The organism is Pseudomonas sp. RGM 3321 (assembly GCF_022836805.1).
Classification (GTDB): Bacteria; Pseudomonadota; Gammaproteobacteria; order Pseudomonadales; family Pseudomonadaceae; genus Aquipseudomonas.
The window spans coordinates 129,730-155,321 of record NZ_JALHBH010000121.1; the positions used below are offsets into that span (position 1 = coordinate 129,730).

Below are 25,592 nucleotides of genomic sequence, written 5' to 3' on the forward strand. Positions count from 1 at the left end.
CGAAAATGGAACCGCTCCACCTGTTTGCTCCACTCAAGGTTTGAACCTTTCTGCTGGAGTGTCAGGACATGATAAATTTCAAATCCCTGCAAAATAACCTCGATTCCACGCTCACCCGCGCGTTGTCCGACGTGGATGACGTGCTGGACGGGGGCAATGGGCATTTCACCGCCGACGACATTGATGCCTTCAGTGAGGCGAGCCAGCAGGCTGCGGTCAGCTCCAACATCGCTGATCAATGCCAGCAGGCTGGTTATAAAATGACCAAAAATGTCATCGATGGATTTCAGTGAGTTCGAGGAGGTCGTCGGCCTGTGGCGTGATCAGCGTCCGGCGAGCCCGCTCGACTGCTGGGTTGACGACGCCAACGCACGGCTGGAAATGGTGGGCGGCGGAGTCCGTTGCAGCATCGAGTTACTCGACCCCTATGACGCCAACGACCCTCAGCGTATCGAAGCATTGCTCATTCACGGCGGTGCCAGCCTGGCGTGCGCCTGTGACGGCGCGTTCGCCATCGATCCGCAAACGCGCTGCATGGTGCTGGTCAGCTGGATGCCTGGCCCCTGCAGCCTTGCCGATCTGCTGAACCGTCTGGAAAGCCTGGCCAATCAGCGCGCGGCTTTGCTCAGCCTGATGCACACCACTCTGGTCAATTCCGTGCCCGCCTTAGCCGGGCGCACGACCCTCAATCACCGGCAACCGGGAGTTTGAAATGCGCAAGGCCTTGATGTGGTTGCCTTTATTGTTGATCGGGCTGTCCCCCGCCACGTGGGCGGTGACCCCCGAAGCCTGGAAACATACGGCTTACGCCTACGATGCCCGGCAGACCGAGCTGGCGACAGCGCTGGCCGACTTCGCCAAGGAATTCGGCATGGCGCTGGATATGCCGCCCATTCCCGGGGTCCTTGATGACCGGATACGCGCTCAGAGCCCGGAAGAGTTTCTCGACCGCCTGGGCCAGGAATATCACTTCCAGTGGTTTGTGTATAACGACACATTGTATGTCAGCCCCTCCAGCGAGCACACCTCGGCACGCATCGAAGTGTCATCCGACGCGGTAGATGACTTGCAAACTGCCTTGACCGATGTGGGGCTGCTGGACAAGCGCTTCGGGTGGGGGGTACTGCCGAACGAGGGCGTGGTTCTGGTTCGCGGCCCGGCAAAATATGTGGAACTGGTGCGCGATTACAGCAAGAAAGTCGAAGCGCCGGAAAAGGGCGACAAGCAGGACATCATCGTATTCCCGCTCAAGTACGCCAGTGCCGCGGACCGCACCATTCGCTATCGCGATCAACAACTGGTGGTCGCCGGGGTCGCCAGTATTCTCCAGGATTTGCTGGATACCCGTTCTCGTGGCGGGTCCATCAATGGCATGGATCTGCTGGGGCGAGGCGGTCGCGGTAACGGCCTGGCGGGCGGTGGCGGCCCGGACGCTCCGAGTCTGCCGATGAGCTCCAGCGGCCTCGATACCAATGCGTTGGAGCAGGGCCTCGATCAGGTGCTGCACTATGGCGGCGGCGGCAGCAAAAGCGCTGGAAAAAGCGGCTCTGGCGGTCGGGCCAACATCCGTGTAACGGCCGATGTCCGTAACAACGCCGTGCTGATCTACGACTTGCCCTCGCGCAAGGCCATGTACGAAAAGCTCATCAAAGAGCTGGATGTTTCGCGCAACCTGATCGAAATCGACGCCGTGATTCTCGACATCGATCGCAACGAGCTGGCAGAACTGTCCAGCCGCTGGAACTTCAATGCCGGGAGTGTCAACGGGGGCGCCAACATGTTCGACGCTGGCACCAGCTCCACCCTGTTCATCCAGAACGCCGGCAAGTTCGCTGCCGAACTGCATGCGCTGGAAGGTAACGGCTCAGCCTCGGTGATCGGCAACCCGTCCATTCTTACCCTTGAAAACCAGCCGGCCGTGATCGACTTCAGTCGCACCGAATACCTCACCGCGACGTCGGAACGCGTGGCCAATATCGAGCCCATCACCGCAGGCACCAGTCTGCAGGTGACTCCGCGCTCGCTGGATCACGATGGCAAGCCTCAGGTGCAACTGATCGTCGATATCGAGGATGGTCAGATCGACATCTCCGACATCAATGACACGCAGCCAAGTGTGCGCAAAGGCAATGTCAGTACCCAGGCCGTCATAGCCGAACACGGTTCACTGGTCATCGGCGGTTTCCATGGCCTTGAAGCCAACGACAAGGTCCACAAGGTTCCGTTGCTGGGCGACATCCCCTACATCGGCAAGCTGCTGTTCCAGTCCCGCAGTCGCGAACTGAGCCAGCGTGAGCGCCTGTTCATTCTGACGCCAAGACTGATTGGCGACCAGGTCAACCCGGCTCGCTATGTGCAGAACGGCAACCCTCACGATGTCGATGACCAGATGAAAAGGATCAAGGAACGGCGTGACGGCGGTGAGCTGCCTACCCGCGGCGACATCCAGAAAGTCTTCACGCAGATGGTCGATGGCGCTGCGCCAGAGGGCATGCATGATGGCGAAACACTGCCCTTTGAAACCGACAGCCTGTGTGACCCGGGCCAGGGCCTGAGCCTCGATGGCCAGCGCTCGCAATGGTATGCACGCAAGGACTGGGGTGTGGCCGTCGTGGTAGCGCGTAACAATACCGACAAACCGGTGCGCATCGACGAGAGTCGCTGCGGTGGTCGCTGGGTCATCGGCGTCGCCGCCTGGCCCCACGCATGGCTGCAACCGGGCGAGGAGAGCGAAGTGTATATCGCGGTACGTCAGCCACAGATATCGAAAATGGCCAAAGAGAGCCGGCCATCACTGCTCCGGGGGGCAAAACCATGAAGATCAGCAGCGTTGCAGTCGTGTTGGTGGTGTTCGCTACCCTGACCGGGTGCGCCACCCACGGTTGTTCGGGCACTGCCTGCAAACGTCCGGACTCCACCAGCCGCGAACTGGTCATCTGGTGGCCCCCGGACATGCGTGACGGTCTTGACGATCAAGACCACGAGCGCGATTACACCGTCGTGAAGTTAAGGGACTAGACATGATTGAGGTCGAGGAGAAAACAGCGTTCTACTACAACGTTGCGGCACAGAGTCCTGCGGTCTGGCCGGTGGCAAACGGAGTCTCTTTCGTCAGCCGTCGCGAGCACCATGACTGGGGCATTGCGCTGCACATCGAGGGTCGAGCGCTGCGTCCCGAACAACTCAGAGAGGCGCTGCAACTGAGGTTTTCAGAAGCCGAACGATTCAATGACTACTTTCTGTTCCTGGATATGCGGCGTGATTTCGTCGTGTGGCACGCGGTGAGCGACGCCCCCCATGCCGTCACCAATCTGGATGATATCCGGCGAAACGAACTGATACTGGCAGGCCTGGATCATCTGGCTTAGGAGATAACTCCCGAGTGAAAAAAAGACCGCCCCAGTGCAGATGGGGCGGTCTTTTTTTGGGGCAGCTGAAAGCTGCGAGCGGCAAGCGGCAAGCGGCAAGCGGCAAGCAGTATTGGGGCATCTTGCAGGACGCAGTCAGTAGCAGGAGATAATACGCAGGGAATGGGAGAGGGCTGGGGCATAAGCAACCACCAGGCTCTGTACGTAAAGTGGCTTCGCTCGGTGATGCTGCGTTAAAACAGGCTTGAGCGCGAGTCCGATCGGAATGCTCATTTACAACACGTAGAGTCGAACGCGACCCCGGCCGTTCCTCGTCTGTTTTTGCCTTGCCTGACCTTCGCTCGCCGACTTTTCGTACAGAGCCCAGGGCTGAAGCTCCCGGCTGGTAGCTTAAAGCTCCACCTCAACCTGAATCACTTCATCGGTGACTTCATCCAGCTGGCGAACCACTTTGTAGATGTGGCCGACAGCCTGCAGTGTGGGGCGGGGGATATATTTTCCGACCTTGGAGCGGTACAGCGTCCTGGTCAGCCAGATGCTCTGCACCACCGGGATGCCGGCTTTTTTGGCGCGGGCAATCAATGCCAGGGCTTCCTCGTCTTCACCTTTGCAATGAATCAGCGGCAGAGGCGTTTCGCCTGGTCGGTAATACAGGGCCACCGCGTAGTGCGTCGGGTTGACCAGCAGCATGTCGGCGTCTTCCACCGGCTTGGGCGCAGCACTGGGCTCCTGATTGAGGATCTCCTGGGCAAGTTGCCGACGATGGCCTTTGACGTGGGGGTCGCCTTCCGATTGCTTGTACTCTTTCTTGATGTCCTCGTGGCTCATGCGCAGTTTTTTCGCATGGAAGTATTTCTGCATGGCGAAGTCGATCATCGCGATCGCCAGCAGCAGCCCCAATATCACTCGCAAAATGTGCCTGAACAGCTCGACCAGGGCATGCCAGTAGGTCGTCAGATCGCTGTTGGCCAGCAACACCAGGGTGCCCAGCACAGGTTTGACTTGCACATACAGCGTCGCACCGATGGCAATGGCCTTGAGAACGCTGAGCAGCAGGTTGAGCAGGTTTTGCCCGGAAAACATCTGTTTGGCGTGGGAGAACGGGTTGATCTTGTTGGGATCGATCTTCAGCGCCTTGGGCGCGAACAGAAAACCGATCTGCATCCAGCTGCTGATCAAACGCATCAGCATCGCTATACCGACGCTGCACAAGGTAAAGCTGAGCAGTACGGAGAGTCCTTCGCTGGCGATCAGCTCGACCGACGCGGCAAAGCTGCGGTCGATGCCTTGAAAGGACAGCGACAACAGCGCCTCCAGTCGGTTGACGCTTTCATCAGCCAGGGCCAGGGTAATTTCACTGACGGCCATCAACACCAGCAGTTTGCCGAGGTCCTGACTCTGCCCGACCTGACCCTTTTCCCGCGCGTCACGCAGTTGCTTGGGCGTGGCCTTTTCGGTTTTTTCGCTCACGGCACTTGCACCAGAAGCGTCAGTAGCGACTTCAGATCAACCAGCTTCAACAATTGACCGGTGCCCAGTTCCAGCAGCGTCGGCAGATAGATCAGCAGAAAAGCGAGGCCGGCCATACTTTTGGCCGGCATGGCGAGGATCGAAACGTTCAGCTGTTGCGCATACAGACCAATGATCGCGAACGCCGCTTCGATCAACAGCAGCAGCGCAATGAAGGGCGCCGCGTACAGCAGCATGTGTTGCATCGTCTGGTTCAACTGCTCCAGAAAGACATCCAGGCCGCCAGCGTTCATGCCCGGCAGCCAGGCCGTCGGGGGCCAGACGCTGTAGCTGTCCCAGATGATCTGAGTCATCAGCGAGAGCCCCCCGGTGAGGATTACCAGCATGATCAGGGTTTCTTGAAACAATTCGCCCAGTGGCGTGGCGTCAGGGCCCAGCGCCGGGTTCAACTGGCCGCCGCTGAGCGCACCGCGCTGGCTGTCGAGCAGTGCGCCCACCGAGGCGAACATCCAGAATGGCGCATACAGCAAAAGCCCCAGTAGCGTGCCGAGTACCGCTTCCTTGATCAGCAGGCCGCCGATTGCGAACCAGTTGTCGTCTAGGGACTCCAGGGCCTTGCTGATGGCCGGTGCCGGGATCATCGCCATCACCGCCACGACGGCATAACGCAACGGGCCTTTCAGGTATTTGAAGCAAAAGGCTGGCACCAGCAGCATGCAGGGCATCAGTCGCGCCATTGCCAGTCCCATGCCCAGCATGAATTGAAAGGCGCTGTGCGCGTCGAAGGGCATTTAGTGACTGACCCCGGAGCGGGCGATCAGGTCGAAGGCCATATTGATGAACTGGATCAGCTCGACGCCGATCCAGCGACCGGTCATGGCCAGGGTCAGTCCGACGGCGCCCAGTTTGATGCCGAAGGGCAATGTCTGATCCTGAATCTGCATGAGTGCCTGCAGCAGCGAGGTGACCACACCCACCAGCACCGCAACGGCCAGCGGCGGGGCGGTCAGGATGACGACCAGAAACATGCCTTGCTTGAACAACGCCAACGCTTCCATGACCGCCTCACATGTAGGAATAGAACAGGCTGTCGAGCAGACGCGACCAACCCGATACGAGCACGAACAGCAGCAGTTTGAGCGGCAGCGACAGTGTCATCGGCGAGACCATCTGCATGCCCAGTGCCAGCAACAGATTGGAGACAATCAGGTCAATGACGATGAAGGGGATATAGATCAGAAAACCGATCTCGAAACCGGCCTGCAATTCCGACAGCACAAAGGCCGGGATTGCCAGCAGAAGATCGTCTTTGCTGGCCTGATCGGCCATTTCCTTGGGCCACATGCGCTGGGTATTTTCCAGCAGGTGGGCGACGACGTCCGGATCGGTGTTGCGTGTCATGAAGCGTTGCAGCGGCTCGATGACGACTTTGAGGCTGCTCTGCAGTTTGTCGGCGTTGCTCAGTTCCAGCGGGTGTTCATGGACCCGCTGCTGTATGTCATGCGCCACCGGGGCCATGACGAACATCGTCGCGGCCAGGGCGATGCCATACAACGCCATGTTCGGCGGTACTTGCTGAACGCCGATCGCGTTGCGGGTGATCAGCAGCGTCATGGCGATCTTCAGAAAGGCGGTGCAGACGATCAACAGGAACGGGATCAGCGACAGCGAGCCGAGAAACAGCGCCAGCATGATCGGGTTGATGCCCTCCATGATCATGAGCGCGCCACCAGCCGGGTAATCTGCAAACCGAGGCGGCCTTCGACGTCGACCAGTTCGCCTTCGGCAACCACCTGCTCGCCATGGCACAGCGTGGCGTGGCCTGGCGCGATGCCGCTGACTTCGAGAATGGTTCCGGCGTCCAGTCGGCGCAGTTCGGCAAGGGTTAATCTGAGCTCGCCGCAGCGCAAGGTCAGGTCCAGCTCCAGTGAGTCGAGCATCGGCGACTCATGGTGGTCTCCGGACTGCTCTTCATGCTCCGCTTCGTTGTCCGCATACCCGAATGCCTGTTCGGCGTGTTCGTCGTCATGCGGTTGCTGATCAGCCTGTTCAGGCACCGGTTCTTCATAGTCGTCGAGCATCTCGACGTCGTCCTGATACAGGTCTTCAGTACTCATGGTGACTGTGCTCCTCATGACTGAGCTGCAGAAAAAGATGCTGTGCCTGTTGGTCGGTGCAGGCCGCCCATTGACGGCCAGCGAGTGTCACGGACCCTTGTCCGGCGCTGTCGAACCGGCAGCGGGCAGGCAGCACCACGTCACCGGGGCGTAGCGCGGCGATTTGTTCCAGGGTTAGTGACAGTTCGCCGACGATCAGCGGTGTCGCTACCGACCAGGATTGGTCCACGTCACGCTTCAAGACTTGCCAGTCAGCCGAACCCAGAAGCCTGAGCAGGGTGGCGGGTGCGGCGTGCAGGTAGGCATCGAGTCGTTCGCTGCCCAGCTGCACGTGAACCCGGCAGCCGATGGCCGGCTCGGTCGGGGCGTCGGAAAACGGCGCAACAGGCGCCAGCAGGTCGGCAATCACCGGGCTAAGGCGCTGGTTGAATAGCTGCCAGTACCAGGCCTGGTGCTCGCCGCCAAGCGTGAAAGGTATTTCGCCCAGCAGGCTGAGCAACGCTTCGGCATCGCTCAGCAGCAAGGGGCCGACCGCAGTATTCAACCAGACACCGTCTGCCGGTATCCGCGCGTCTTCGAGCTGCGGCAGCAGGCTCAGTTCGGCGTGTTGACCGCGGGTGCTGAAGCCCAGGCGCCGTCCGGCGCCGAGTGCGCGTGTGGCTTGGGCCAGCAGGGCGTCGACCTTGCGCAGACGCAGGGCGCTCATGCTGTGAAGTCTTCATGCATGTCCAACTCGACATCCTGGCCGAGTGCCTGCGCCAGCGAGTCCCGGCATGCGCCGACCTGGCCCTGCAAGCGCTTGAGAACGTCACGTCGGCCAAAGCCCAGTTGAATGCTCCAGCGGTTTTCGGATTTGCAGGCGTTGACCCGCACGCTGCCCAGATTGGGCATGAGCAGGCTGAAGGCCAGCGGACCGTCCGGCTGATCGGGCAAACGCTGCGCCAGCTCGTCGATCAACTGCGTCGGTACGTTTTCGGATTGTGCAGAGAAGGCCACACCGCTGCCTCCGAAGCCCTGCTGATCCGGCTCTTCACCTACCTGCGGTATCAGCAGTTGCGAGAAGAACATGCCGTCGGCGCTCATCGGGCTGTCGGTGACTGAACGGTTCAGCGCGAAACGAACCTTCTGTACATCGCCGCGAGGCGCCCCGGCAAAGGCTGGCGGCTGGTCATCGGACCTGGCGGGTTGACGCAGCGAAGGCAGGGCGCGCGAGGTGGCCGGCGGGGCACTCGGCACGGGTGGCGCTTTGGCAGGGGTTTTGATCGGTGCGGTCATCGTCACTTAACCTTCTTCGTTGAGCGTCTCCTCCATGCAGGCGAGTTTCTCGACCGCGCGCTGAGACGCCTTGGCTTGCAGCCGTTTCTGTTCAAGCAACGCCTGTTGTTCAGCTACTCGCATTTTCTGTTGCTCCACGTCCTGGCGGATGTAAGCCAGGCGGTCGAGCATGGTTCTTTCCTTTTCGTGCCAGCCGTCGACATCAGTCAGGCTGAGCGTCTTTTGCAAATGCGCATCGGACAGACTCTCGCGGCGGCGCTTATGGTTGTCGCGTTCCTGATTCAGCGACGCCCTGGTCTCTGCTAAGTGGTCGAGCATCGATTTCAGTTCCAACTGCGCCTGGCAATGGGCGCGCTCGGCACTGGCCTGACGATGTTGGCGCAGTGGCGTGAGCAGCCCTATTACCTGCTGCAGAGCGACCTGTTGCGGGTCGTCTTCCAGTGGTTCGTCCATGGCTACTCCGGCAGTTGAGAGGTGAGTTGCAGCAGCCTGTCGAGGGTTTCCTGCAACGGCACGGGTTCACGCAGGTCCTGGCGCAGGAACGCGTTTATAGCCTCGTTCAGTTGCACGGCACAGTCGGTGACCGGGTCGGCCCCGGCCTGGTATTCACCCAGGCGCAGGAGCATTTCCACTTGTTTATAGGCGGCCAGCAACTGACGCAGGCGATTGTTCGCCCGTTGATGTTCGCGACCGGTGACGTTGCTCAGAATCCGGCTGATGCTGGCCGACACATCGATCGCCGGATAGTGCCCGCGTTCAGCCAGTTTGCGCGACAGTACGATGTGCCCGTCGAGCAACGAGCGCACTTCGTCGGCGACCGGATCGTTCATCGAGTCCTGTTCGATCAGTACCGTGTAGAGCGCGGTGATCGAACCGTTTTCGCTCATCCCGGCGCGTTCCACCAGGCGTGGCAGCAGGGTGTACACCGAGGGCGGCAGACCGCCGCGCCCCAGCGGCTCGCCCGAGGCAATGCCGATTTCCCGTTGCGCGCGGGCGAAGCGGGTCAGCGAGTCGAGTAGCAACAACACTTTCTGGCCGCGGGCGCGAAAGGCTTCGGCAATGGCGGTCGCGGTGAACGCAGCGCGGGCGCGCTCCATGCTGGAACGATCGGATGTCGCACAGACCAGCACCGAGCGACGGCGCAGGGTTTCATCCAGTTCATGGTCGAGAAACTCGCGCAGCTCGCGGCCCCGTTCGCCGATCAGGCCGAAAACGATGACGTCACAATCCATGTTGCGCGCCAGTTCGGCCATCAACGTGGTCTTGCCGCAGCCTGCACCGGCGAATAGCCCGACACGCTGGCCTTCGCCGAGCAGGATCGCACTGTCGATGGCGCGTATCCCGGTGGGTAACGCCCGGGTGATACGCGGTCGCTGGGTCGGCGGCAGGGCGTCGGCGATCACCGGCAGAGTCGTGCGGCGATCCTCGGGACCAGCGAAAGCGCCGAGGCAATCGCCCATCAGCGGGCGCCCGAAACCGTCCAGTACACAGCCGAGCAGGCTGTCATCGACACCGATCCGGTGTGCCACGCCCAGCGGGCGGATCGGCGCGCCGACCTGAATACCGTCGGGTGGCCCCAAGGCGCTGAGCAGCGTGCATTCCTGGGTGAAGCCGACGATTTCGGCCAGCAGCAACGAGCCGTCGGCTTTGCTCACTTCACAGAGATCGCCGACCTTGGCCGATGGAATCTTGCACTCCAGCAGAATCCCGCGCACGGCGCTGACCCGGCCAATGACGCGCACCGCGCAGTACTGGCTCAAACGCTTGGCGTGCGCGTCTTTCCACAGGTTCAGTGCTGCATTCACCAGTTCACCTCGATATGGCGATTACCGTCGAATTGCAGACGCTGATTGTCGATACGGGTGAGGCGCAGGCCATCCACTTCATCACCTACGTACACACGTCGACCGTCGGCAGTCACCAGGTGCGCATGCGGCCCGGTCATGATCTGAACCACCACAAAGGGCAGGGTGTTGCGATTGCTGCCCACGTTGTCCAGAACGGTGACCGGCGAGTCGTACAGGGCCTTGAAGCGCTGAAGCATGCGCTGGTAGACCAGCAGCGATTCTTCTTTCAGATCGCCGTTGAGGACCAGCCCGTCGGGCGTCTCTTCCACGCTGACGTCGGTCAGCAGGCGGTCGCTGAGCATGGTGCTCAACTGGTGGCGGACGGCATCTGCGCTGCTCAGGCGTATGCGGTTGTCGGTCACAGGGTTTGCCGCCCTGGCTGGCGCCTTGGGTGTACCGGGCGAGGCCTCTGTCGTGGCGGCCGCCAGGTGTGCCGGGCTCTGATCCATCGCAATAGCGGGCGGGCGGGTCAGGCTCCAGGCGCTGCCAATGACGCCCACCAGCAGCCCGGCGATGATGCCCGTGGTGCGGTTGAGAAACTGCGAGCGGGACTTGACCTTCTCCAGCGGCACGTCGTTGCGTGCAGATCCGGACTCGGCCTCAGGCTGTTTGGGAATCACGGCGGGCACCGAGGGCCACTCATCGCCTGCAGGCGAAACGCACAGCCACACCGAACCCAGCATGAAGGCGTTATTGAGCGTCAGGTCGATGCTCGGCCGGGCGTTGCCCTGTTCGTCGCAGACCGCGCCTTGTTCAGCATTCAGTGTCCAGTTGTCGTCGACACGTTGCAGGCGACAATGCAGGCTTTCCACGCCCGCATCGTCCAGCGCCAGATCGTGTTGCCCGGCAGAGCCAATCGACCATTGCTCACCGATCAGCGGTAATGCCGCGCCTTGGTGCTGGCCGTTCAGTACGCGTAATTCAAACATCTGAAAGTCTCCGTGCGTTCAGGCCTTGCAGGCTCAGGCAGCGTGCTCGTTGTCCAGCGCCTCGAGATCGTCTTCAAGGTCGAATCGACCCATGACCTTGACCTTGGCCGCGTTGCTGATTTCCGCGAAAGATAGTACGGGTACATGGTAGAACTCCTCCCTCAACAAGGTACGCAGAGGGCTGCGCAGATCCTGTGCCACCAGCAGAACCGCCTGTTCGGGAGCTCGTACCGGGAAGGCAATGTGCAGCTGTTGCACGAGCATCTGGCTGATCTCGTTGTTCAGCGCGAAGAATGTTTCGGTTTGCGTCTGGCGCAGGCCATCACGCAACAACCCCTCGCTTTCCGGCGTCAGCAGCCACACTTGCAGGCCTTCGGCACCGCAGTACTGGTGGTAGATCTGCGATTTGAGCGCAATGCGCACATAGTCGGTCAGCACATTGGTATCGCGTTCATGCTGACAGTGCTCAATCAGGGTTTCGGCAATGACCCGGATCGCCCGCAGCGGCACACACTCCGAGGCCAGGCGTTGCAGGACAGCCGAGAAGCGCGTCAGGGTGAGGACCCGTTGCATTTCCTGAGCGAGTTCCGGTTGCTCGGACTCCAGCCAGCCGAGGATGGCTTTGGTTTCCTGCAAGCCGATGAACTGCGGTGCGCAGGACTGCAATGCGCGCTCCATGCGTTCGATGATCAGGGTTGTGGAGCTGACCGGGTTCAGTTCGCCGGACTGCTCGGCAGGCAGCCAGACCCATTGATCTTCCTGGCGGTCGGTATTGCCCGGGATGGCTGCCGGAAGGTTTTCACCTTCCAGCTGGCGTGCTTCCACGGCGACATGGCTCTGCGTAAAGGTGGCCTTGAGTATCGGTACGTCATAGACGGTGAAGCGAAACTCGTCCGGGGCAATGTCATCGACGTGCTCGATGATGAACGAAGGCAGGGTCAGGCCGTACTGCACCACCAGACGGTTACGACGCTTGCGTATTTCGCTGACCAGCGCTTCGATCTGCGCGCTGTCCTGACCGGGGTGGAATTGCAGCACAAACTGGCGGCTTGGCGAGAAGGTACGCAGGTCTTCCTTGCCGTTCATTTCTGGCGCCACAGTGGCTGTACGTTGCTCATCGGCCTTGGGTTTTGCCCGCTGCAACTGCAGCAGTCCACCGGCACCGCAGATGATAGCGATGGTGATGAAAACACCGGTCGGCATTCCCGGCAGGGCAGCGAAGCCAAGCATGGCCACCGAGGCGATGATCCAGGCCTTGGGCTGACTGGTGATCTGCTCGGCGATCTCGCGGCCGATATTGGCTTCCACACCCGCCTCGGTGTTGGGCACGCGGGTGATGATCATGCCGCTGGTCACGGAGATCAGCAGCGCCGGAATCTGCGCGATCAGGCCGTCACCGATGGTCAGCACGGTATACAGCTGCAAGGCGTCGCCCGCCGCCATATTGTGTTGCAGCACGCCGATGGAAATGCCGCCGATCATGTTGATGGCCACAATGATCAGGCTGGCGATCGCATCGCCGTTGACGAACTTCATGGCGCCGTCCATCGCACCGAACAACTGGCTTTCCTTGTTCAGTTCGGCGCGTCGTTTACGGGCCTCGTGGACGGTGATCAGGTTGGCGCGCAGGTCACTGTCGATGGACATCTGCTTGCCGGGCATCGCGTCCAGGGTAAAACGCGCACCGACTTCGGCGACCCGCTCCGAGCCTTTGGTGATCACCAGAAAGTTGACCACCGTCAGGATCAGGAAGATCACCAGACCCACCGCCAGGTTGCCGCCCACCACGAACTGCCCGAACGCCTCGACGATGTGCCCGGCGTCCTGGTTGAGCAGAATCAGCCGCGTCGTGGAAACCGACAGGGCCAGGCGAAACATCGTGGTCAGCAGCAGCACGGCAGGGAAGGTCGAGAACGCCAGTGGCCTGGGCAGGTGCATCGCCAGCATGATCAGCAGGCAGGAGATGCAGATATTCACGGCGATCAGCACGTCGATCAACCCGGTGGGCAGCGGCGTGATCATCATGAACACGATGGCGATCACAAAAAACGCACCGACCAGTTCCGAGCGGCGCATGGCCGACAGCGCGACCATGTTCAGAAAGTTGATGACCCGGTTCATCAGGCAAGCCCCTCGTATAGTTGCTTCTGTTCCTTCTGCGTGAGCTCGGCCATCAGCGTGAGTAGATTATTCAGCGCGGCCTGACGGCTTTTCAGGTCCCGCCAGAGCAGGATCGGCAGTTGCATCAGCATTGGCCGCAGGCCATTGAGGAACGCCAGTTGGTGTTCGAGCCTGTTGCCCCCGATGTGCTGGGTCAGTTGCAAGGTCTGATTCACGTTCATGCCATTGGCCGTCAGGGTCAGCATGTGTTTGAGGAAGGCGGGCGGGTCTACCGTCAGTTTGGGATTCTTTTTGCGCATGCGTCCCAGCAGGTGCTCGCAGCCGCGCAGCAACGTAGTGACATGGCGCGCGGTGGTCAGGCCATGCATCAGCGTGCGCAGTTGTTCATGGGAAGCCGACGGGGTAATCGCCGAAAGATCGTCGGCGATGGCGATGCGCATGTCGCGCAGGTTCAGGTCGAACTCGCCGGGTTCCTGTTGCTCGCCAATCAAGGCTTCGATCAGGCCAGTGACATTGGGTTGCCCGGAAACCGCTACGCCATACAGATTGCGCAAGGCAGTGCGGCGCTTGTTATCGATGTTCTGGCGCCCGAAGGCTCTTGCGGTATTGATTCCGGCACGGGCACGCGGGCCGAATCGGCGGCGCAGATGTTTGAGCGTCTGGGTCAGCGCTGCATATTCTTCTTCCGCTCCATCGTCTTCTGCCTGTTTACGTGCCGCCTGCAACACCACGTGAGCCTTGGCAGCGTCGCCGTCAGCGAATTCCAGAACCTGTTCCAGGTCGGCGTCGTTGTCCTGCAGCAGTTTTTTGCGCAGCAGTCTGGCGGCGTTATCCAGCCCGGTGTCGCTGGCGCTCATCAGCAGTTGATAAAGCTCGCCCAGCTTGACGGCCCGCGACTGCAGCGCGTTCCTGCTCGCGATCAGTTCTCGCTCACGCAGGATCCGGCTGTGCTGCACCAGTGCTGCGGCGAAGCGCGAAACCTGCAGTGACGAGGTGCCTTTTTCATCAGGCAACCCGCTGCCGGGAATCGCTCGCGCAGCCGGCGTGATGGCGCGGATCGGCGCTACCGGATGAATAGGTAATGTAGGCGGGGCGACGATTTTCATAGGACGGTTCTGGGCCTGGTCATGACCGCTGAGTGGGTCGTCGACCCGGTTCGGTTCCCTGGTGCCGAAGGCTCATGCGTTTGTGCCAAAAGCTGCAGAGCTAAAAACCGTGTTGCGCAATAAAATGTATTACAAAGAATTTCACAATTTAAAATATCGTTTTAAATCAATAAATTAAAAATATTTTTGGGCTGGCATGGTTATCGCTATAGGACTTGCACTCCATCAACTGAGGCAAGTCCATGCTCCCGAATCTTGTGATCCTTGATGCAACCGAACCACGCCAACCATCGTCGTCCGCTGGTATCCGGCAATTGACGGCCGATCAGGTCCAGATGCTCAGAGCGTTCATCCAGAAGCGGGTGAAGAACGCCGATGACGTGGATGACATCCTGCAATGCGTGTTTCTCGAGGCGTTACGCAATGAGCACAAGTTTCAGCACGCCAGCAAACCGCAAACCTGGTTATGTGGCATTGCGCTGAATCTGATCCGCAATCACTTCCGCAAAATGTATCGCCAGCCCTATCAGGAAAGCTGGGAAGACGACGTTCATTCAGAGCTGGAATGGAATGGCGATATCACTCATCAGGTAGACGGGCACAGACAATTGGCACGCGTCATCGCAGCCATCGATTGCCTGCCGACGAACATGCAGAAGGTTCTGGAAGTTTCGCTGGAAATGGATGGCAATTATCAGGACACCGCCAACACGCTCGGTGTTCCGATCGGCACTGTGCGCTCGCGACTATCCCGGGCGCGGGTGCAATTGAAGCAGCAGATTGACCCGTTCGCCTGAGTGGATATCTGTCTGGAACCAACTCGCACGCAAAACCACACAGTTGCCATCCCTCACCACTTGGATGGCAACCATGCGTATATCCAGTTCTCCCAGTCCTGCCCTCGGCAGCATCGTGAATCAACCCACCTCTGGCGAACTGGCTGCTGAGACGCCATTGGCTAAAGCCTCGCTTACGCAGGGCAGCGCAGGTGGTCAGGCTTTTGTGCAGTTCGGCCAGGCCAACGACAGCCCCTCTTCCTTTCCGGGAACCGAGCAAAGCGGCTCATCACTGATGAGTCTGCTGACTCGCAGCAGCAGTAGTGACAGCACCTCCAGCGTCGATCAGGACAGTGATCAGGTGTCCCCGATGACATCGGTCTCGGCCACAGCGAGCGCGTCACCCACGACGGCCTCTAATCCGGCGAATGCCCCGAGCGCTACCGATGCAGCGTTTCTCGATAACTCCGAATACTCTTCGCCCGAGGCGCTCAAGCGCTGGGAACCGATGGTTGCCAACCTGCCGCCCGAAGAGCGCGAGCAGGCCGCCAAAGAGCTCAACCGGCCCATCGCCGCAGCCTGGATGGCCAGAGAGCATGGTCCCAACGCCGAAAAGGCGATGGCGTTCATCAATGCCAACCCTGCGTTGAAGACAGCGGTCGACGTCGGCAAGGATGGCGGTAATGCGGATGGCAAAATCACCAACAAAGACCTCAAGGCATTCGCCAAAAACATGGAGAAGGCTGCCGACAATGCCGACAAGGACGTGGCCAAGTACATGGAAGATAACCCCGGCGCGGATCCTCAGTCCCTTGAAATGGTGCGCAGCGCAGCGGTGATGCGCGCCAATATGCCGTTGGCGACGGCTGCCGACCCTCATCATGCAGTCGGGGCGGCGGACAAGACCGATGTCGATGGCAATGTCAGCGCCGAGGGTCTGAAAGCGCTGATTAAAAGTAACCCCGGGTTGTCAGGCACGCTCAAACAGTCCTGCAACATGTGGTCGCAGGCTGGCTTCCTCAGTCAGGTGGACGAAGCCGGTCTGACCGGGCGCAAGAAGGCTGCGCATAGCCCCGACCAGGTGTTCGATGCGTCCAATATGAGCGAGTGGATCAGAAAGAGCGCCCCAAAAAATGGTGGCCAGTTCGCCAGCATGCTCAGCGACGCCGCGACGTTGAATTCGGTAGCCGGTATCGATATCAGCAAGCTCAACGGCCAGGTGTTCGAGAAGCCCAAGGCTTACACCGGCGCGCAGAAGGCCGCTGTGATGATCAAGTTGCAGCAGACTCAGCAGAGCGTGATAGCCGGGCGGGATTTGCGCAATACCGAGAAGACCGAGGCGGGCCTTAACGAGCGAATCGCTCAGTTGCAAGCCGATCCCGACGTTCAGGAGTACCTCAACAAAAGCATTCCCGAACAGGAGCGCAGCCTGGTGCGCAGCGATTCGGCGCTGCAGAAGGCCGTGACTGAGCAGGCTCAAAACGTCAACAGCGGAAAGGCTTTGCAGACCGACATGGCAACTGCGGACAAGGCGGTCGACAAACACAACCCCAACCCCGATTACAGCGGCGCCATCACCGGCCTGTCGGTTCAACTGCAATTGCAAAAAGACCTGTTTCCCGATGGTCAGGTGCCCACTGCCCAGCAAGTGTTCAACAACCAGCCTGATGAACTGCAAACGAAGATCGCCGACTCCTACGTTCGCAATTTCAGCGAGGGGGGCGCTCTGAAACAACTGCTTGGCCAGAAAAAGTCTGACGCCGGCGAGTCTCTGCAAACCGCAGATAACCAGAAAGCGGCGTATGAAAGCGTGCTGCCCGCTGATTTCGTTAATGGTGAGCGTGAGAGCTACACGGCCAGCACCCTGTCCGAGCTGCAGAACTCCAAAAAAGGCCGCAAGTTGCTGGAGGGCAAGACCGATGAAGAGGGCGGCCCTTCGCTGGCCGCGCAGCTCGCCGAGCAAGGTATCGGAGGCAAGGCATTCAACTCGGTCATGGGCTTCGCGTCAGTGTCCAGCATGCTTGCCCATGGCGACAAACTAGGGGCAACACAGGCTATCTATGACAGTACCAAGCTGGGAGCGGAGGCGATTAAGGGCGGCATAGACACCGGCGCAAAAATGATGGGCCGCGAGGCGTCTGCCGGCCTTGGTCGTCTGGGCGGACAGATGATCGGCCGCGCTGTCGGTCTGGTTGCCGGCGAAGCCACAGGGCTTGCCGCAGGAGCAGCGCTGGGCGCTGCAATCCCGGTCATCGGCTGGGCCATCGACGGCGCCATGGCCCTGGGCTTTGGTATCTCGGCGATCATTGATGCGGTCAAGAAGCACAAGGCGCAGAAGGCGTTCGATCATAACGTTGATCCAGTGCTGGACCAGTTCGGGATTGCCAAGGCGCATTGATGCAATGGAGCAGAGCGGCGGCCTTGCCTTCCGTCCTGTTCCGTGAATGCGTTGTTTTGCAGACTTCGATGATTCATACCCTGCGTGGGGAAGTGATTTGTCGACCTCGTCCATTCGTACATTGTTTAGCACACCGAGGTGTACTAATGACTGACCGATTATACAAAACAGTTCTTGCCGACTTATCAACGTCTTTGAGGATGCAACCCTTGATGTTCGACGACACAGGCGCTTGTGACCTGGTGGTCGATGAAGAGATTGCGCTGAAAGTGGTCGTGGACCCCGTATTCCAGCGCCTCTTGCTGATCGGACTGATGGACATTTCCCCTGATCTTCCCTCGGAGCGTTTGTTGAGTGGCGCACTTAACCCTCTGTTCAATGATGGACCAGGGTTGGGATGGGATGCAGGCAGCGAGCTGTATATCGGCTTTAAGGAAGGTCTGAAATAGGCATCGATTTTTTACACCCTCATGGCCTCAGGTTCAAAAAAGCTCGCCTGGTCAGATAATCAGACTTTTCCCGCTTTTAACTCATCGATTTCCCTTAAAATAGCGCCTTTCCAAGGCGTTTTTCCGCATTACAGGCGCACCTCTCCCATCGCCAGCAGCCGTTTTCTCACCATCCAAAGGTTCGACAAGGCAAATAGGGTGGCCTGTTGCGCGGTGTTTTTAGCCAGCCCGCGAAACCGGACTTTCGTATAACCAAACTGGCGCTTGAGCACGCGAAATGGATGTTCGACTTTCGCTCGTACCTGGGCTTTCGCGAACTCGATCTTGCGGTATACCTGCGTGATCAAACTGGTCTTACCATGCTTTTTGTAATTGCTCGGGCGTGCCGCGATCGACCAGATCATCTGACGATCCTGATGTTCCGCACGCTTGTCCACGCCGGTGTAGCCCGCATCACCAATGACATAGGTTTCCTCGCCGTGTAGCAACTGATCGACTTGAGTCACGTCCGCTACATTCGCTGCGGTGCCCACCAGGCTATGGACCAAACCCGACTCCGCATCGACGCCGATATGCGCTTTCATACCAAAGAAATATTGGTTTCCCTTCTTCGTCTGATGCATCTCAGGATCGCGTTTGCCGTCCTTGTTCTTGGTCGAACTCGGCGCGTGAATGATCGTCGCATCGACCACGGTGCCTTGACGCAGCATCAAACCACGATCACCCAAGTAGCCGTTGATAACCTGCAAAATTCCGCCTGCCAACTCGTGTTTTTCCAACAAGCGCCGGAAGTTGAGAATGGTGGTTTCATCGGGAATTCGATCCAGACTCAATCCCGCGAACTGGCGCAGGATTGTTGTTTCGTACAGCGCTTCCTCCATTGCCGGATCACTGTAGCCGAACCAGTTTTGCATCAGATGTATGCGCAGCAACGCCATTAGCGGATAGGCGGGACGGCCACCTTCGCCCTTAGGGTAATGAGGCTCGATCAGATTGATCAATCCTTTCCAGGGCACGACCTGATCCATCTCGATCAGGAAGCGCTCTTTACGGGTTTGCTTGCGTTTGCCAGCGTACTCGGCGTCGGCGAAGGTCATCTGCTTCATCAGGCGTCTCGGCGGTGGAGATCAGGCATTCTGCCAAACTTAGAGATCTTCTTCAGAGTTTCCTTAAGTATGTCATTTGAAGCCTACCTACAAATCGAAGGTATTCCCGGAGAAACGCTCTCCGAAGGTTACGAAAACTGGATTGAGCTACAGGATTTCGACCTCTCGGCCAGTCAGACAGCGTCCGCTACAGCTACGTCCGCTGGCGGTGCAACTTCTGGTCGCGCTTACTTAAGTGATTTGCTTGTCCGCAAACCTGTAGATAACGCTACCCCCAAACTTCATGAGGCTTGCTGTAGTGGAAAACATTTTAAGCAGGTGTCGGTTCATATATTTAGGGCTGGCGATCCGAAAGTTAAATACCTTGAGATAGTGCTTGAGGAAGTTATAATTAGCTCTTTCGCTTTAACGGGCAATGGCGATCAGTCTAATGCGTTTCCGAGTGAACTGATTGCGTTAAATTATGGCCGCATCAAATTAATCTACTCCAAACAAAGTCGGAAGACTGGGCAAAGCGCAGGGCAAATTGCGGGTGGCTGGGATGCCATCAGCAATAAAATTTACGCCTGATCCTGTGCGCGTTTGGAAGAGAACAAGCCATGAACTATGAAATGCCAGAAGCGATACCTCCCGGCGTTAGTGTCGATGTGCACATGAAGCTTGCGAACGATCAGTGGAAGAAGGACCCCGCTGTCGGTGCATTCATGAGTTGGTTTTATTACAAAGTACGTAATCATGGTCCATGGGACTATAAGCAGCAGAATCATGCGTGGGAAGATTTCGGCAATTTTCACTACGGCGCCGTGGGCAGAGCTGGTCAGCTGCCTGATCAGATTCTGCTGAGGGCTGCGGGGTTTGCTCAGAAACGTTCAGGGACGCAGAGCACCAAGGTGGATTGGGGGAAGTGGTACTGGCGTGCGCCGTATGGCGATGATCCAACTGACCAATATTGGATAGAACAAGGTATTGAATATGCAAAGTCAAAAGGATACTAAGTCGCGCAATGTGTACAAGATTCTGTTCTGGTGCCTGTTAGGTCTTTTAGTTATTGATTACTTTCTTGACTCGGTGGTCGGTGGCATTGCAGATGCTGATGAGCTTGTTATTAAGCAGGAGGTTAAGGGCGGGGCGTGGGTATACGTAACTCGCTACGGTGCACCTGCTACTGATTTGGATACTCTGAGATTCTACATCGACAATCAGATTCAAGGAACCGATCAGGAGATTTTAAAGCAGTTAAACAAACAGGCTTCTTTTATGATTACGGACAGTAATGTGCAGGATGTCGTAATTCGCGATACTCAGAGTGGAGTGGGTATTGATGTAAAAGGCGCTGTTTACAATTATTACAGCAAGCAATACACCGACGGCGAAAAATTTAAAAGTTACCGCGTCAGCTTGAATCAGCAAGATGAGCGACGCTGAGTGCAAATCCTCTAATGCTTTTGTCTTTCTACATCTGTCTTATTGAATATCGGTCTTACTACCGGTCGAATTCCGTCTACGCCGGATAGACGATTTCCGACCATGGCGAGATCGAATTTAGGCTACGTCTCTCATCCATTCTGGCTGATCTTCGAAGTGTTCGTCGTACGCGATAACGCTGGGCGCCGGTGCAATCTGCGCCGCTTTTGGCAAGGGAGCAGGGGTGTACTCAGGCACACGTTCGCCTCCTGGGTTTGGCGTGACCGCTACAGGCTTAGGGATGGCCTCCAGCGGCGACATGGACGCCAGAATAAGGTCGCAGGTGATCGTCATCGAGTTGGAATATGCGCAGCCATGAATACGGCGCTTCTCGATGGTCAGGTATCCATGCTCACGCAATTTCTTGATGAACGCCTTTGCAACAGTAAGGCTGCAAGCACACGCGCTGGCGATGTGGTTCTGATTGTCAAACCACAGCTTGCCTTCGCCGGTGAAGTAGTCGTGCCGATCTTTCATGAGCACCCACAGAATCTTGTCCTGTGCAGAAAGTGCGACGGGCTGGCGAGTAGTCACTGAGAAGCTGGTGGGCTTGGAGAAGGGTGTGCGGGCGTCCAGAATGTATGCACATCCCCAGCCATCGGAGGAGGGGAAGCGCTGACCGGCGAGAACTTGCAGCACTGTGAGTAGTACAAACAAAAAACCCCGTGAACTCTAACTAACTGAATTCACAGGGTTTTCTTAATATGGCGGTGAAGGAGGGATTCGAACCCTCGATACAATTTCTTGTATACACACTTTCCAGGCGTGCTCCTTAAGCCACTCGGACACCTCACCGTATCTCGACGACAACGTTGTGTCTGCCGAGGCGCGCTAATGTAGTCGAAAGCTTTTCCTAACGCAAAACTTTTTTTCAGATTTTTCATGCGCTTAAGCAAATAAACGCTGATTCGCCAGTAAAAGGCTCTGGCGCGGGATGCGGCCCTTGGGCAAAGGGCCGCTTGTGGTGGTGGCGTCAGGCGCTAAAGCCGCCATCAATGGTCAGGCTGGCACCGGTGATGTAGCCCGCTTCAGGGCCTGCGAGGTAGGCGACGAAGCTGGCGATTTCTTCGCTGGTGCCGTAGCGGGGCAGGGCCATCAGCGCTTTCAGTGTTTCGGCGAATTCGCCCTGCGCCGGGTTCATGTCGGTGTCCACCGGGCCGGGCTGGACGTTGTTGACGGTGATGCCTTGCGGACCGAGGTCGCGGGCCATGCCTTTGGTGAGGCCGATCAGCGCTGATTTACTCATGGCGTACGTGGCGCCGCCCGCAAAGGGCATGCGGTCAGCGTTGGTGCTGCCGATGTTGATGATGCGGCCGCCTTCTTCCATATGCCGGGCGGCTTCCTGGCTGGCGATGAATACGCTGCGCACGTTGATGGCCAGGGTCTTGTCGAAGTCCTGCATGCTGAATTCATTGAGCGGGGCGATGGCCAGAATGCCGGCGTTATTGACCAGGATATCCAGCCTGCCAAGGATCTCGGCGGTGGTCTGCACGGCCTGGCGGATGGCTTTTTCGTCGGCGCTGTCTGCGCGAATGGCCAGTGCACGACCGCCATTGGCGACGATGCTGTCCTGAATCTCCACAGCGTTGACCTCGGAGCTGACGTAGGTAAATGCCACGGCGGCGCCTTCTTTGGCCAATCGCTGGACAATGGCTGCGCCGATACCACGTGAGCCGCCCTGCACGAGCGCTACTTTGCCGGCGAGTTTAAGGTGTTCGATCATGATGTTCTCCTTGGGGGCAGGTCTCGGACAGGCCTGAGCCTGTCGACGATTGCGACCAGAATAGACCTTGATTGCGATAGTCTTGCTGAACCAAAAGTTCGGACTGATTCATCATGGATATTCAAGGCAACAGCGCGCTGATCCTGATCGACCTACAGCAGGGCATCCATCATCCCAGGCTCGGACGGCGCAATAACCCGCTGGCTGAGACCCATGTCAGCGCTCTGCTCGATGCCTGGCGGCAATCCGGGCGGCCGGTGATTCACGTCCGGCATTTCTCGACGTCACCCGAATCAGTGTTCTGGCCGCAACAGTCAGGGGTCGAGTACCAGCCAGCGTTCTTGCCGCAAGCCGATGAGCGGGAGTTGAGCAAGCAGGTGCCTGACGCGTTTTGCGGTTCGTTTCTGGAGATGTGGTTACGCTCGGACGGGATCGGGCAGGTGGTGATTGTCGGCGTGATCACCAACAACTCGGTTGAGTCGACCGCGCGCAGTGGCGGCAATCTGGGGTTTGACGTGCTGGTTGCGCACGATGCCTGCTTTACCTTTGATCAACAGGACTTCTTCGGTACGCCGCGCAGTGCCGAAGAGGTGCACGCGATGTCGTTGGCCAATCTGCATGGCGAGTACGCTACGGTCCTGTCGACGGCGCAGATTCTCCAGCAGGTTGCTGTAGAATAAGCGCCTGACGGGCTTACTTGCGGGTTTTCTTCGGTGCGGCGGGCAATGGGGCGAACAGCGCCTGCAAATCTTCGTCGCGCAGCTTCCAGTCACCGGTTGTGCGTCCGTCGAGCACTCCTGAGGCCAGCGCTGATTTTTCCCGCTGCAGGCGCTGGATTTTCTCTTCCACGGTGCCACGCGCAATCATCTTGTAAACGAACACCGGCTTGTCCTGACCGATACGGTACGCACGGTCGGTCGCCTGATTTTCCGCTGCCGGGTTCCACCACGGATCGTAGTGGATCACGGTATCGGCGGCGGTGAGGTTGAGGCCGGTGCCGCCTGCTTTCAGGCTGATCAGGAAAATCGGCAGCTTGCCGCTCTGGAAATCATGAATCGGCGTGCGGCGATCGCGGGTCGAGCCGGTCAGCAGGGCGTAGGCGATACCGCGTTGCTTGAGCTCTTCCTCGATCAGGCTGAGCATCGAAGTGAACTGCGAGAACAACAGAATCTTGCGACCTTCGGCCAGCAGTTCTTCGAACATCTCCATCAGGCTGTTGAGCTTGCCCGAGGTGCCCTGTTTGCTGTTGACCGGCATGTCCTGATTGACCAGGCGCAGGTCACAGCAGACCTGACGCAGCTTGAGCAGCGCTTCGAGAATGATGATCTGGCTGCGTGCCACGCCTTTGCGGGTGATTTCGTCCCTGACCTTCTTGTCCATCGCCAAGCGCACGGTTTCGTACACATCGCGCTGCGCGTCGTTGAGGTCGACCCAGTGGATGATCTCGGTCTTGGGTGGCAGTTCGGTCGCCACCTGTTCCTTGGTACGACGCAGCAGAAACGGCTTGATGCGCGCATTGAGGTGATGCAGGCGATCCTGGTTGCCATGCTTTTCGATGGCGGTGCGGTAGTTGCTGTTGAATTCCTTGCTGTTGCCCAGCCAGCCGGGCATCAGGAAGTGAAACAGCGACCACAGCTCGCCCAGGTGGTTTTCCAGCGGCGTGCCGCTCAGGCACAGGCGCTGACGGGCGTTGAGGTTGCGTGCGGCCTGGGCAGCCTTGCTGTTGGGGTTCTTGATGTACTGCGCTTCATCGAGAATCAGCACGTGGAAGGGCTGTTTTTCGAGCAACTCCAGGTCCCGTGGCAGCAAAGCGTAGGTGGTCAGGATCAGGTCGTAATCCTGCAGGTTGCCAGCGTCCTGATGACGATTGGCGCCATACAGGGCCAGCACCTTGAGGTCCGGGGTGAAGTGCTCGGCTTCATCCAGCCAGTTGGGAATCAGGCTGGTGGGCATGACGGCCAGCGCGGGTCGGTCGAGGCGTCCGGCCTGTTTTTCCATCAGCAGGTGAGCCAGGGTCTGCAGCGTTTTGCCCAGCCCCATGTCATCAGCCAGCACGCCACCGACTTCCAGCTCGCGCAGCGACTGCATCCAGCTCAGGCCTTCCAGCTGATAAGGACGCAGTGTGGCGTTAAGGCCATCGGGCAGGCTGACCGGCGCGTCCTTGATGTTGATCAGGCGTTCGGCGAAGTGGCGCAGACGGTCGCCACCCTGCCAGGTCAGCGGCAGGTCTTCAAGCTGGGTCAGGCGTGCCGCATCGGCCTTGCTCATGCGCAGTGCGTTGTTGCCGTCCTGACGCCAGTAGAAGTCGCCCAGCGTCGCCAGTACCGGCTTGAGCCTGCCGTAGGGCAGGGCGATCTGCACCGGGCTGCCGCCGCTCTGGGTGAAGTGGTTGAGCTGCACCAGCAGTTGTTCTTCGTCGCCGCGCTTGGCCACGGCCGAGGGGCTCATCAGTTCGGGATGGCTGCGGATCAGGTTGATCAGGATCGGCAGCAGGCTCAGGCGTTCGCCGTTGACGATGATGCCCAGTTCCAGGTCGAACCAGTCGCGCTCGTTCTCTTCATCAATGACGGCATACCAGTCTTCGACGGGGGTAACGTCGAAGCCGAACTCGTCCTGAATGTCGATTTCCCAGCCTTGCTCGCGCAGCCGTGGCAGGTCATCGAGGACGAAGTGCAGCCAGGCTTTGTCGTTGGGCAACTCGTACATGTCGCCAGCACTATCGGGCAGGGCCTTGCTCTGCCGGGTGGCGACCTTGAAGCCCAGGTCGGCCAGTTCCTGACGCAACTGCCGCTCCCGTTCGCCCTGACGACGGATGCGCAGGGTTTCGGTGTCGGTGTGCTCGATAATGTCGCTTTTCTGGTTCACCAGATCGCTGCCCAGCGAACTGACCAGAATGCTGACGTTGGTGGTGCCGACCGCGTAATGCTTGCCGTAGGCAAAGGCCAGCGCGGCACGGTGCTGAATGTGTCGCTGCATACGCCCGTTGCGCGGCTCGTAGGCACTGAACTCGATGCTGGCCAGAATCAGCCTGGGCCGTGGCTGCAGGTCATCGATCAGGCGCTCCGGCAACCTGGGCTTTTGTTCGACAGGCTTTTCCATCTCTTGCTGGTGCGAGGCCAGCGCGGCCTGCAGCAGCGGACGGTTGTGCGGGTCCTGCAGAAACAGCAGGGCGGCCACACAGTGCTTGCAGTCGTTGCGGACCGGGCAGGTGCATTTGCAGGTCAGGTAGTTCTTGTAGCGATCGGGGTCCTTGAACAGCAGCGTCTGGGTGTAGATTTCCAGGCCCGAGCCCCGACAGGCGGTGCGGATGATCTGCGGGCTGGAGTCTTCCAGCACGATGCGTTTTTGCCGGGCGTAGTCGCGCCCTCGCTCAAGCGTTCGCTCGTGGAATAGGTCTGTCCAGGCCGCAGCCAGGACTTTTTCGAGAATGGACGACAAGTTTT

Annotated in this window: 28 protein-coding genes and 1 tRNA gene; 12 read left to right on the forward strand and 17 right to left on the reverse strand. The window is 58.9% G+C overall.

Going from position 1 to position 25,592, the window contains the following annotated elements; genetic code table 11:
* The first annotated feature begins 68 nt into the window (after nt 1–68).
* Genes RGM3321_RS26085 through RGM3321_RS26105 form a run of 5 tightly spaced genes read left to right on the forward strand, consistent with a single transcriptional unit; the run spans nt 69 to nt 3,368 of the window.
* Entirely contained in the window at nt 69–293 is a 225-nt protein-coding gene (locus tag RGM3321_RS26085) for a type III secretion protein (protein ID WP_003314139.1), read from the forward strand.
* On the forward strand, nt 271–711 hold the full coding sequence (locus RGM3321_RS26090; RefSeq protein ID WP_244395457.1) for a type III secretion system protein HrpG: 441 nt from the start codon (nt 271–273) through the stop codon (nt 709–711). Before RGM3321_RS26085 ends, RGM3321_RS26090 begins: the two co-directional genes overlap by 23 nt.
* 1 nt (nt 712) lies before the next feature.
* A complete protein-coding gene (gene sctC / locus RGM3321_RS26095) occupies nt 713–2,818 on the forward strand; it encodes a type III secretion system outer membrane ring subunit SctC (protein WP_244395458.1) in 2,106 nt (701 codons plus the stop codon).
* Nucleotides 2,815–3,018: an HrpT family type III secretion system protein gene (hrpT, locus tag RGM3321_RS26100; RefSeq protein ID WP_003314144.1), complete on the forward strand. Its 204-nt coding sequence runs from the start codon at nt 2,815–2,817 to the stop codon at nt 3,016–3,018. The genes sctC and hrpT overlap by 4 nt, the downstream gene beginning before the upstream one ends.
* A 2-nt stretch (nt 3,019–3,020) precedes the next feature.
* Nucleotides 3,021–3,368, forward strand: coding sequence for a negative regulator of hrp expression HrpV (locus RGM3321_RS26105; RefSeq protein ID WP_003339817.1), 348 nt, complete (start codon nt 3,021–3,023; stop codon nt 3,366–3,368).
* Nucleotides 3,369–3,758: 390 nt separating this feature from the next.
* On the opposite strand, the gene sctU is transcribed toward RGM3321_RS26105, so the two are convergent.
* Genes sctU through sctW form a run of 12 tightly spaced genes read right to left on the reverse strand, consistent with a single transcriptional unit; the run spans nt 3,759 to nt 14,233 of the window.
* A complete protein-coding gene (sctU, locus tag RGM3321_RS26110; RefSeq protein ID WP_004406538.1) occupies nt 3,759–4,838 on the reverse strand; it encodes a type III secretion system export apparatus subunit SctU in 1,080 nt (359 codons plus the stop codon).
* A complete protein-coding gene (gene sctT / locus RGM3321_RS26115; protein WP_104653024.1) occupies nt 4,835–5,629 on the reverse strand; it encodes a type III secretion system export apparatus subunit SctT in 795 nt (264 codons plus the stop codon). The genes sctU and sctT overlap by 4 nt, the downstream gene beginning before the upstream one ends.
* The gene (gene sctS / locus RGM3321_RS26120) at nt 5,630–5,896 is read right to left on the reverse strand and encodes a type III secretion system export apparatus subunit SctS (RefSeq protein WP_003339811.1); all 267 of its coding nucleotides are present in this window, start codon (nt 5,894–5,896) and stop codon (nt 5,630–5,632) included.
* 7 nt (nt 5,897–5,903) lie between these two features.
* Nucleotides 5,904–6,557 carry a type III secretion system export apparatus subunit SctR gene (sctR, locus tag RGM3321_RS26125; RefSeq protein WP_004406534.1) on the reverse strand — a complete coding sequence of 218 codons (654 nt, stop codon included), beginning with the start codon at nt 6,555–6,557 and terminating at the stop codon, nt 5,904–5,906.
* Nucleotides 6,554–6,955, reverse strand: coding sequence for a FliM/FliN family flagellar motor switch protein (locus tag RGM3321_RS26130; RefSeq protein ID WP_244395459.1), 402 nt, complete (start codon nt 6,953–6,955; stop codon nt 6,554–6,556). Before RGM3321_RS26130 ends, sctR begins: the two co-directional genes overlap by 4 nt.
* Nucleotides 6,945–7,661, reverse strand: a complete 717-nt coding sequence (locus tag RGM3321_RS26135) for a type III secretion system protein (protein WP_244395460.1) — start codon at nt 7,659–7,661, stop codon at nt 6,945–6,947. Before RGM3321_RS26135 ends, RGM3321_RS26130 begins: the two co-directional genes overlap by 11 nt.
* A complete protein-coding gene (hrpP, locus tag RGM3321_RS26140; RefSeq protein ID WP_244395461.1) occupies nt 7,658–8,230 on the reverse strand; it encodes a type III secretion system HrpP C-terminal domain-containing protein in 573 nt (190 codons plus the stop codon). The genes RGM3321_RS26135 and hrpP overlap by 4 nt, the downstream gene beginning before the upstream one ends.
* A 6-nt stretch (nt 8,231–8,236) precedes the next feature.
* Nucleotides 8,237–8,683, reverse strand: coding sequence for a type III secretion protein (locus RGM3321_RS26145; protein WP_244395462.1), 447 nt, complete (start codon nt 8,681–8,683; stop codon nt 8,237–8,239).
* A gap of 2 nt (nt 8,684–8,685) precedes the next feature.
* Entirely contained in the window at nt 8,686–10,035 is a 1,350-nt protein-coding gene (gene hrcN / locus RGM3321_RS26150; protein ID WP_004418817.1) for a type III secretion system ATPase HrcN, read from the reverse strand.
* Nucleotides 10,032–11,006, reverse strand: coding sequence for a type III secretion system inner membrane ring subunit SctD (gene sctD, locus RGM3321_RS26155; protein WP_244395463.1), 975 nt, complete (start codon nt 11,004–11,006; stop codon nt 10,032–10,034). The genes hrcN and sctD overlap by 4 nt, the downstream gene beginning before the upstream one ends.
* 33 nt (nt 11,007–11,039) lie before the next feature.
* Nucleotides 11,040–13,127 (reverse strand): type III secretion system export apparatus subunit SctV, encoded by a 2,088-nt coding sequence (gene sctV / locus RGM3321_RS26160; protein WP_244395465.1) that lies wholly within the window; start codon nt 13,125–13,127, stop codon nt 11,040–11,042.
* Nucleotides 13,127–14,233, reverse strand: coding sequence for a type III secretion system gatekeeper subunit SctW (gene sctW / locus RGM3321_RS26165; RefSeq protein ID WP_244395466.1), 1,107 nt, complete (start codon nt 14,231–14,233; stop codon nt 13,127–13,129). The genes sctV and sctW overlap by 1 nt, the downstream gene beginning before the upstream one ends.
* A gap of 242 nt (nt 14,234–14,475) precedes the next feature.
* Here sctW and hrpL point away from each other — a divergent pair, with 242 nt between their 5' ends.
* From hrpL to RGM3321_RS26180, 3 genes are all read left to right on the forward strand, one after another.
* Nucleotides 14,476–15,030, forward strand: a complete 555-nt coding sequence (gene hrpL, locus RGM3321_RS26170) for an RNA polymerase sigma factor HrpL (protein WP_244395467.1) — start codon at nt 14,476–14,478, stop codon at nt 15,028–15,030.
* Between the two features lie 73 nt (nt 15,031–15,103).
* Nucleotides 15,104–17,407: a type III effector HrpK domain-containing protein gene (locus RGM3321_RS26175; protein WP_244395468.1), complete on the forward strand. Its 2,304-nt coding sequence runs from the start codon at nt 15,104–15,106 to the stop codon at nt 17,405–17,407.
* 146 nt (nt 17,408–17,553) lie between these two features.
* Nucleotides 17,554–17,856, forward strand: a complete 303-nt coding sequence (locus tag RGM3321_RS26180; protein ID WP_279614139.1) for a CesT family type III secretion system chaperone — start codon at nt 17,554–17,556, stop codon at nt 17,854–17,856.
* Nucleotides 17,857–17,984: 128 nt separating this feature from the next.
* Here RGM3321_RS26180 and RGM3321_RS26185 read toward each other — a convergent pair whose 3' ends face one another.
* Complete coding sequence (locus tag RGM3321_RS26185; protein WP_244395471.1) at nt 17,985–18,962, reverse strand: IS5 family transposase; 978 nt, start codon at nt 18,960–18,962, stop codon at nt 17,985–17,987.
* 69 nt (nt 18,963–19,031) lie between these two features.
* Here RGM3321_RS26185 and RGM3321_RS26190 point away from each other — a divergent pair, with 69 nt between their 5' ends.
* Genes RGM3321_RS26190 through RGM3321_RS26200 form a run of 3 tightly spaced genes read left to right on the forward strand, consistent with a single transcriptional unit; the run spans nt 19,032 to nt 20,387 of the window.
* Complete coding sequence (locus RGM3321_RS26190; protein WP_057401578.1) at nt 19,032–19,532, forward strand: type VI secretion system tube protein Hcp; 501 nt, start codon at nt 19,032–19,034, stop codon at nt 19,530–19,532.
* Between the two features lie 29 nt (nt 19,533–19,561).
* Nucleotides 19,562–19,957 carry a polymorphic toxin type 44 domain-containing protein gene (locus tag RGM3321_RS26195; protein WP_004659794.1) on the forward strand — a complete coding sequence of 132 codons (396 nt, stop codon included), beginning with the start codon at nt 19,562–19,564 and terminating at the stop codon, nt 19,955–19,957.
* Nucleotides 19,935–20,387, forward strand: a complete 453-nt coding sequence (locus RGM3321_RS26200) for a hypothetical protein (RefSeq protein WP_044323915.1) — start codon at nt 19,935–19,937, stop codon at nt 20,385–20,387. The genes RGM3321_RS26195 and RGM3321_RS26200 overlap by 23 nt, the downstream gene beginning before the upstream one ends.
* Before the next feature lie 117 nt (nt 20,388–20,504).
* Here RGM3321_RS26200 and RGM3321_RS26205 read toward each other — a convergent pair whose 3' ends face one another.
* From RGM3321_RS26205 to RGM3321_RS26215, 3 genes are all read right to left on the reverse strand, one after another.
* The gene (locus tag RGM3321_RS26205) at nt 20,505–21,083 is read right to left on the reverse strand and encodes a helix-turn-helix domain-containing protein (RefSeq protein WP_244395473.1); all 579 of its coding nucleotides are present in this window, start codon (nt 21,081–21,083) and stop codon (nt 20,505–20,507) included.
* 48 nt (nt 21,084–21,131) lie between these two features.
* Nucleotides 21,132–21,221, reverse strand: a tRNA-Ser gene (locus RGM3321_RS26210).
* Nucleotides 21,222–21,399: 178 nt separating this feature from the next.
* The gene (locus RGM3321_RS26215; RefSeq protein WP_244395474.1) at nt 21,400–22,149 is read right to left on the reverse strand and encodes a 3-oxoacyl-ACP reductase family protein; all 750 of its coding nucleotides are present in this window, start codon (nt 22,147–22,149) and stop codon (nt 21,400–21,402) included.
* Nucleotides 22,150–22,262: 113 nt separating this feature from the next.
* On the opposite strand from RGM3321_RS26215, the gene RGM3321_RS26220 reads away from it, so the two are divergent.
* Nucleotides 22,263–22,829: a cysteine hydrolase family protein gene (locus RGM3321_RS26220; RefSeq protein WP_244395475.1), complete on the forward strand. Its 567-nt coding sequence runs from the start codon at nt 22,263–22,265 to the stop codon at nt 22,827–22,829.
* A 13-nt stretch (nt 22,830–22,842) separates the two neighbouring features.
* Here RGM3321_RS26220 and RGM3321_RS26225 read toward each other — a convergent pair whose 3' ends face one another.
* Nucleotides 22,843–25,587 (reverse strand): SNF2-related protein, encoded by a 2,745-nt coding sequence (locus RGM3321_RS26225; RefSeq protein WP_244395476.1) that lies wholly within the window; start codon nt 25,585–25,587, stop codon nt 22,843–22,845.
* Nucleotides 25,588–25,592 lie beyond the last annotated feature (5 nt).

Excerpts from the sequence above, each read along its gene's own strand:
- RGM3321_RS26085 (WP_003314139.1), top strand. The coding sequence starts at position 69 with ATGATAAATTTCAAATCCCTGCAAAATAACCTCGATTCCACGCTCACC.
- RGM3321_RS26090 (WP_244395457.1), top strand. The coding sequence starts at position 271 with ATGTCATCGATGGATTTCAGTGAGTTCGAGGAGGTCGTCGGCCTGTGG.
- sctC (WP_244395458.1), top strand. The coding sequence starts at position 713 with ATGCGCAAGGCCTTGATGTGGTTGCCTTTATTGTTGATCGGGCTGTCC.
- hrpT (WP_003314144.1), top strand. The coding sequence starts at position 2,815 with ATGAAGATCAGCAGCGTTGCAGTCGTGTTGGTGGTGTTCGCTACCCTG.
- RGM3321_RS26105 (WP_003339817.1), top strand. The coding sequence starts at position 3,021 with ATGATTGAGGTCGAGGAGAAAACAGCGTTCTACTACAACGTTGCGGCA.
- sctT (WP_104653024.1), bottom strand. The coding sequence starts at position 5,629 with ATGCCCTTCGACGCGCACAGCGCCTTTCAATTCATGCTGGGCATGGGA.
- sctS (WP_003339811.1), bottom strand. The coding sequence starts at position 5,896 with ATGGAAGCGTTGGCGTTGTTCAAGCAAGGCATGTTTCTGGTCGTCATC.
- sctR (WP_004406534.1), bottom strand. The coding sequence starts at position 6,557 with ATGATCATGGAGGGCATCAACCCGATCATGCTGGCGCTGTTTCTCGGC.
- RGM3321_RS26130 (WP_244395459.1), bottom strand. The coding sequence starts at position 6,955 with ATGAGTACTGAAGACCTGTATCAGGACGACGTCGAGATGCTCGACGAC.
- RGM3321_RS26135 (WP_244395460.1), bottom strand. The coding sequence starts at position 7,661 with ATGAGCGCCCTGCGTCTGCGCAAGGTCGACGCCCTGCTGGCCCAAGCC.
- hrpP (WP_244395461.1), bottom strand. The coding sequence starts at position 8,230 with ATGACCGCACCGATCAAAACCCCTGCCAAAGCGCCACCCGTGCCGAGT.
- RGM3321_RS26145 (WP_244395462.1), bottom strand. The coding sequence starts at position 8,683 with ATGGACGAACCACTGGAAGACGACCCGCAACAGGTCGCTCTGCAGCAG.
- sctD (WP_244395463.1), bottom strand. The coding sequence starts at position 11,006 with ATGTTTGAATTACGCGTACTGAACGGCCAGCACCAAGGCGCGGCATTA.
- sctV (WP_244395465.1), bottom strand. The coding sequence starts at position 13,127 with ATGAACCGGGTCATCAACTTTCTGAACATGGTCGCGCTGTCGGCCATG.
- sctW (WP_244395466.1), bottom strand. The coding sequence starts at position 14,233 with ATGAAAATCGTCGCCCCGCCTACATTACCTATTCATCCGGTAGCGCCG.
- hrpL (WP_244395467.1), top strand. The coding sequence starts at position 14,476 with ATGCTCCCGAATCTTGTGATCCTTGATGCAACCGAACCACGCCAACCA.
- RGM3321_RS26175 (WP_244395468.1), top strand. The coding sequence starts at position 15,104 with ATGCGTATATCCAGTTCTCCCAGTCCTGCCCTCGGCAGCATCGTGAAT.
- RGM3321_RS26180 (WP_279614139.1), top strand. The coding sequence starts at position 17,554 with ATGACTGACCGATTATACAAAACAGTTCTTGCCGACTTATCAACGTCT.
- RGM3321_RS26185 (WP_244395471.1), bottom strand. The coding sequence starts at position 18,962 with ATGAAGCAGATGACCTTCGCCGACGCCGAGTACGCTGGCAAACGCAAG.
- RGM3321_RS26190 (WP_057401578.1), top strand. The coding sequence starts at position 19,032 with ATGTCATTTGAAGCCTACCTACAAATCGAAGGTATTCCCGGAGAAACG.
- RGM3321_RS26195 (WP_004659794.1), top strand. The coding sequence starts at position 19,562 with ATGAACTATGAAATGCCAGAAGCGATACCTCCCGGCGTTAGTGTCGAT.
- RGM3321_RS26200 (WP_044323915.1), top strand. The coding sequence starts at position 19,935 with ATGCAAAGTCAAAAGGATACTAAGTCGCGCAATGTGTACAAGATTCTG.
- RGM3321_RS26215 (WP_244395474.1), bottom strand. The coding sequence starts at position 22,149 with ATGATCGAACACCTTAAACTCGCCGGCAAAGTAGCGCTCGTGCAGGGC.
- RGM3321_RS26220 (WP_244395475.1), top strand. The coding sequence starts at position 22,263 with ATGGATATTCAAGGCAACAGCGCGCTGATCCTGATCGACCTACAGCAG.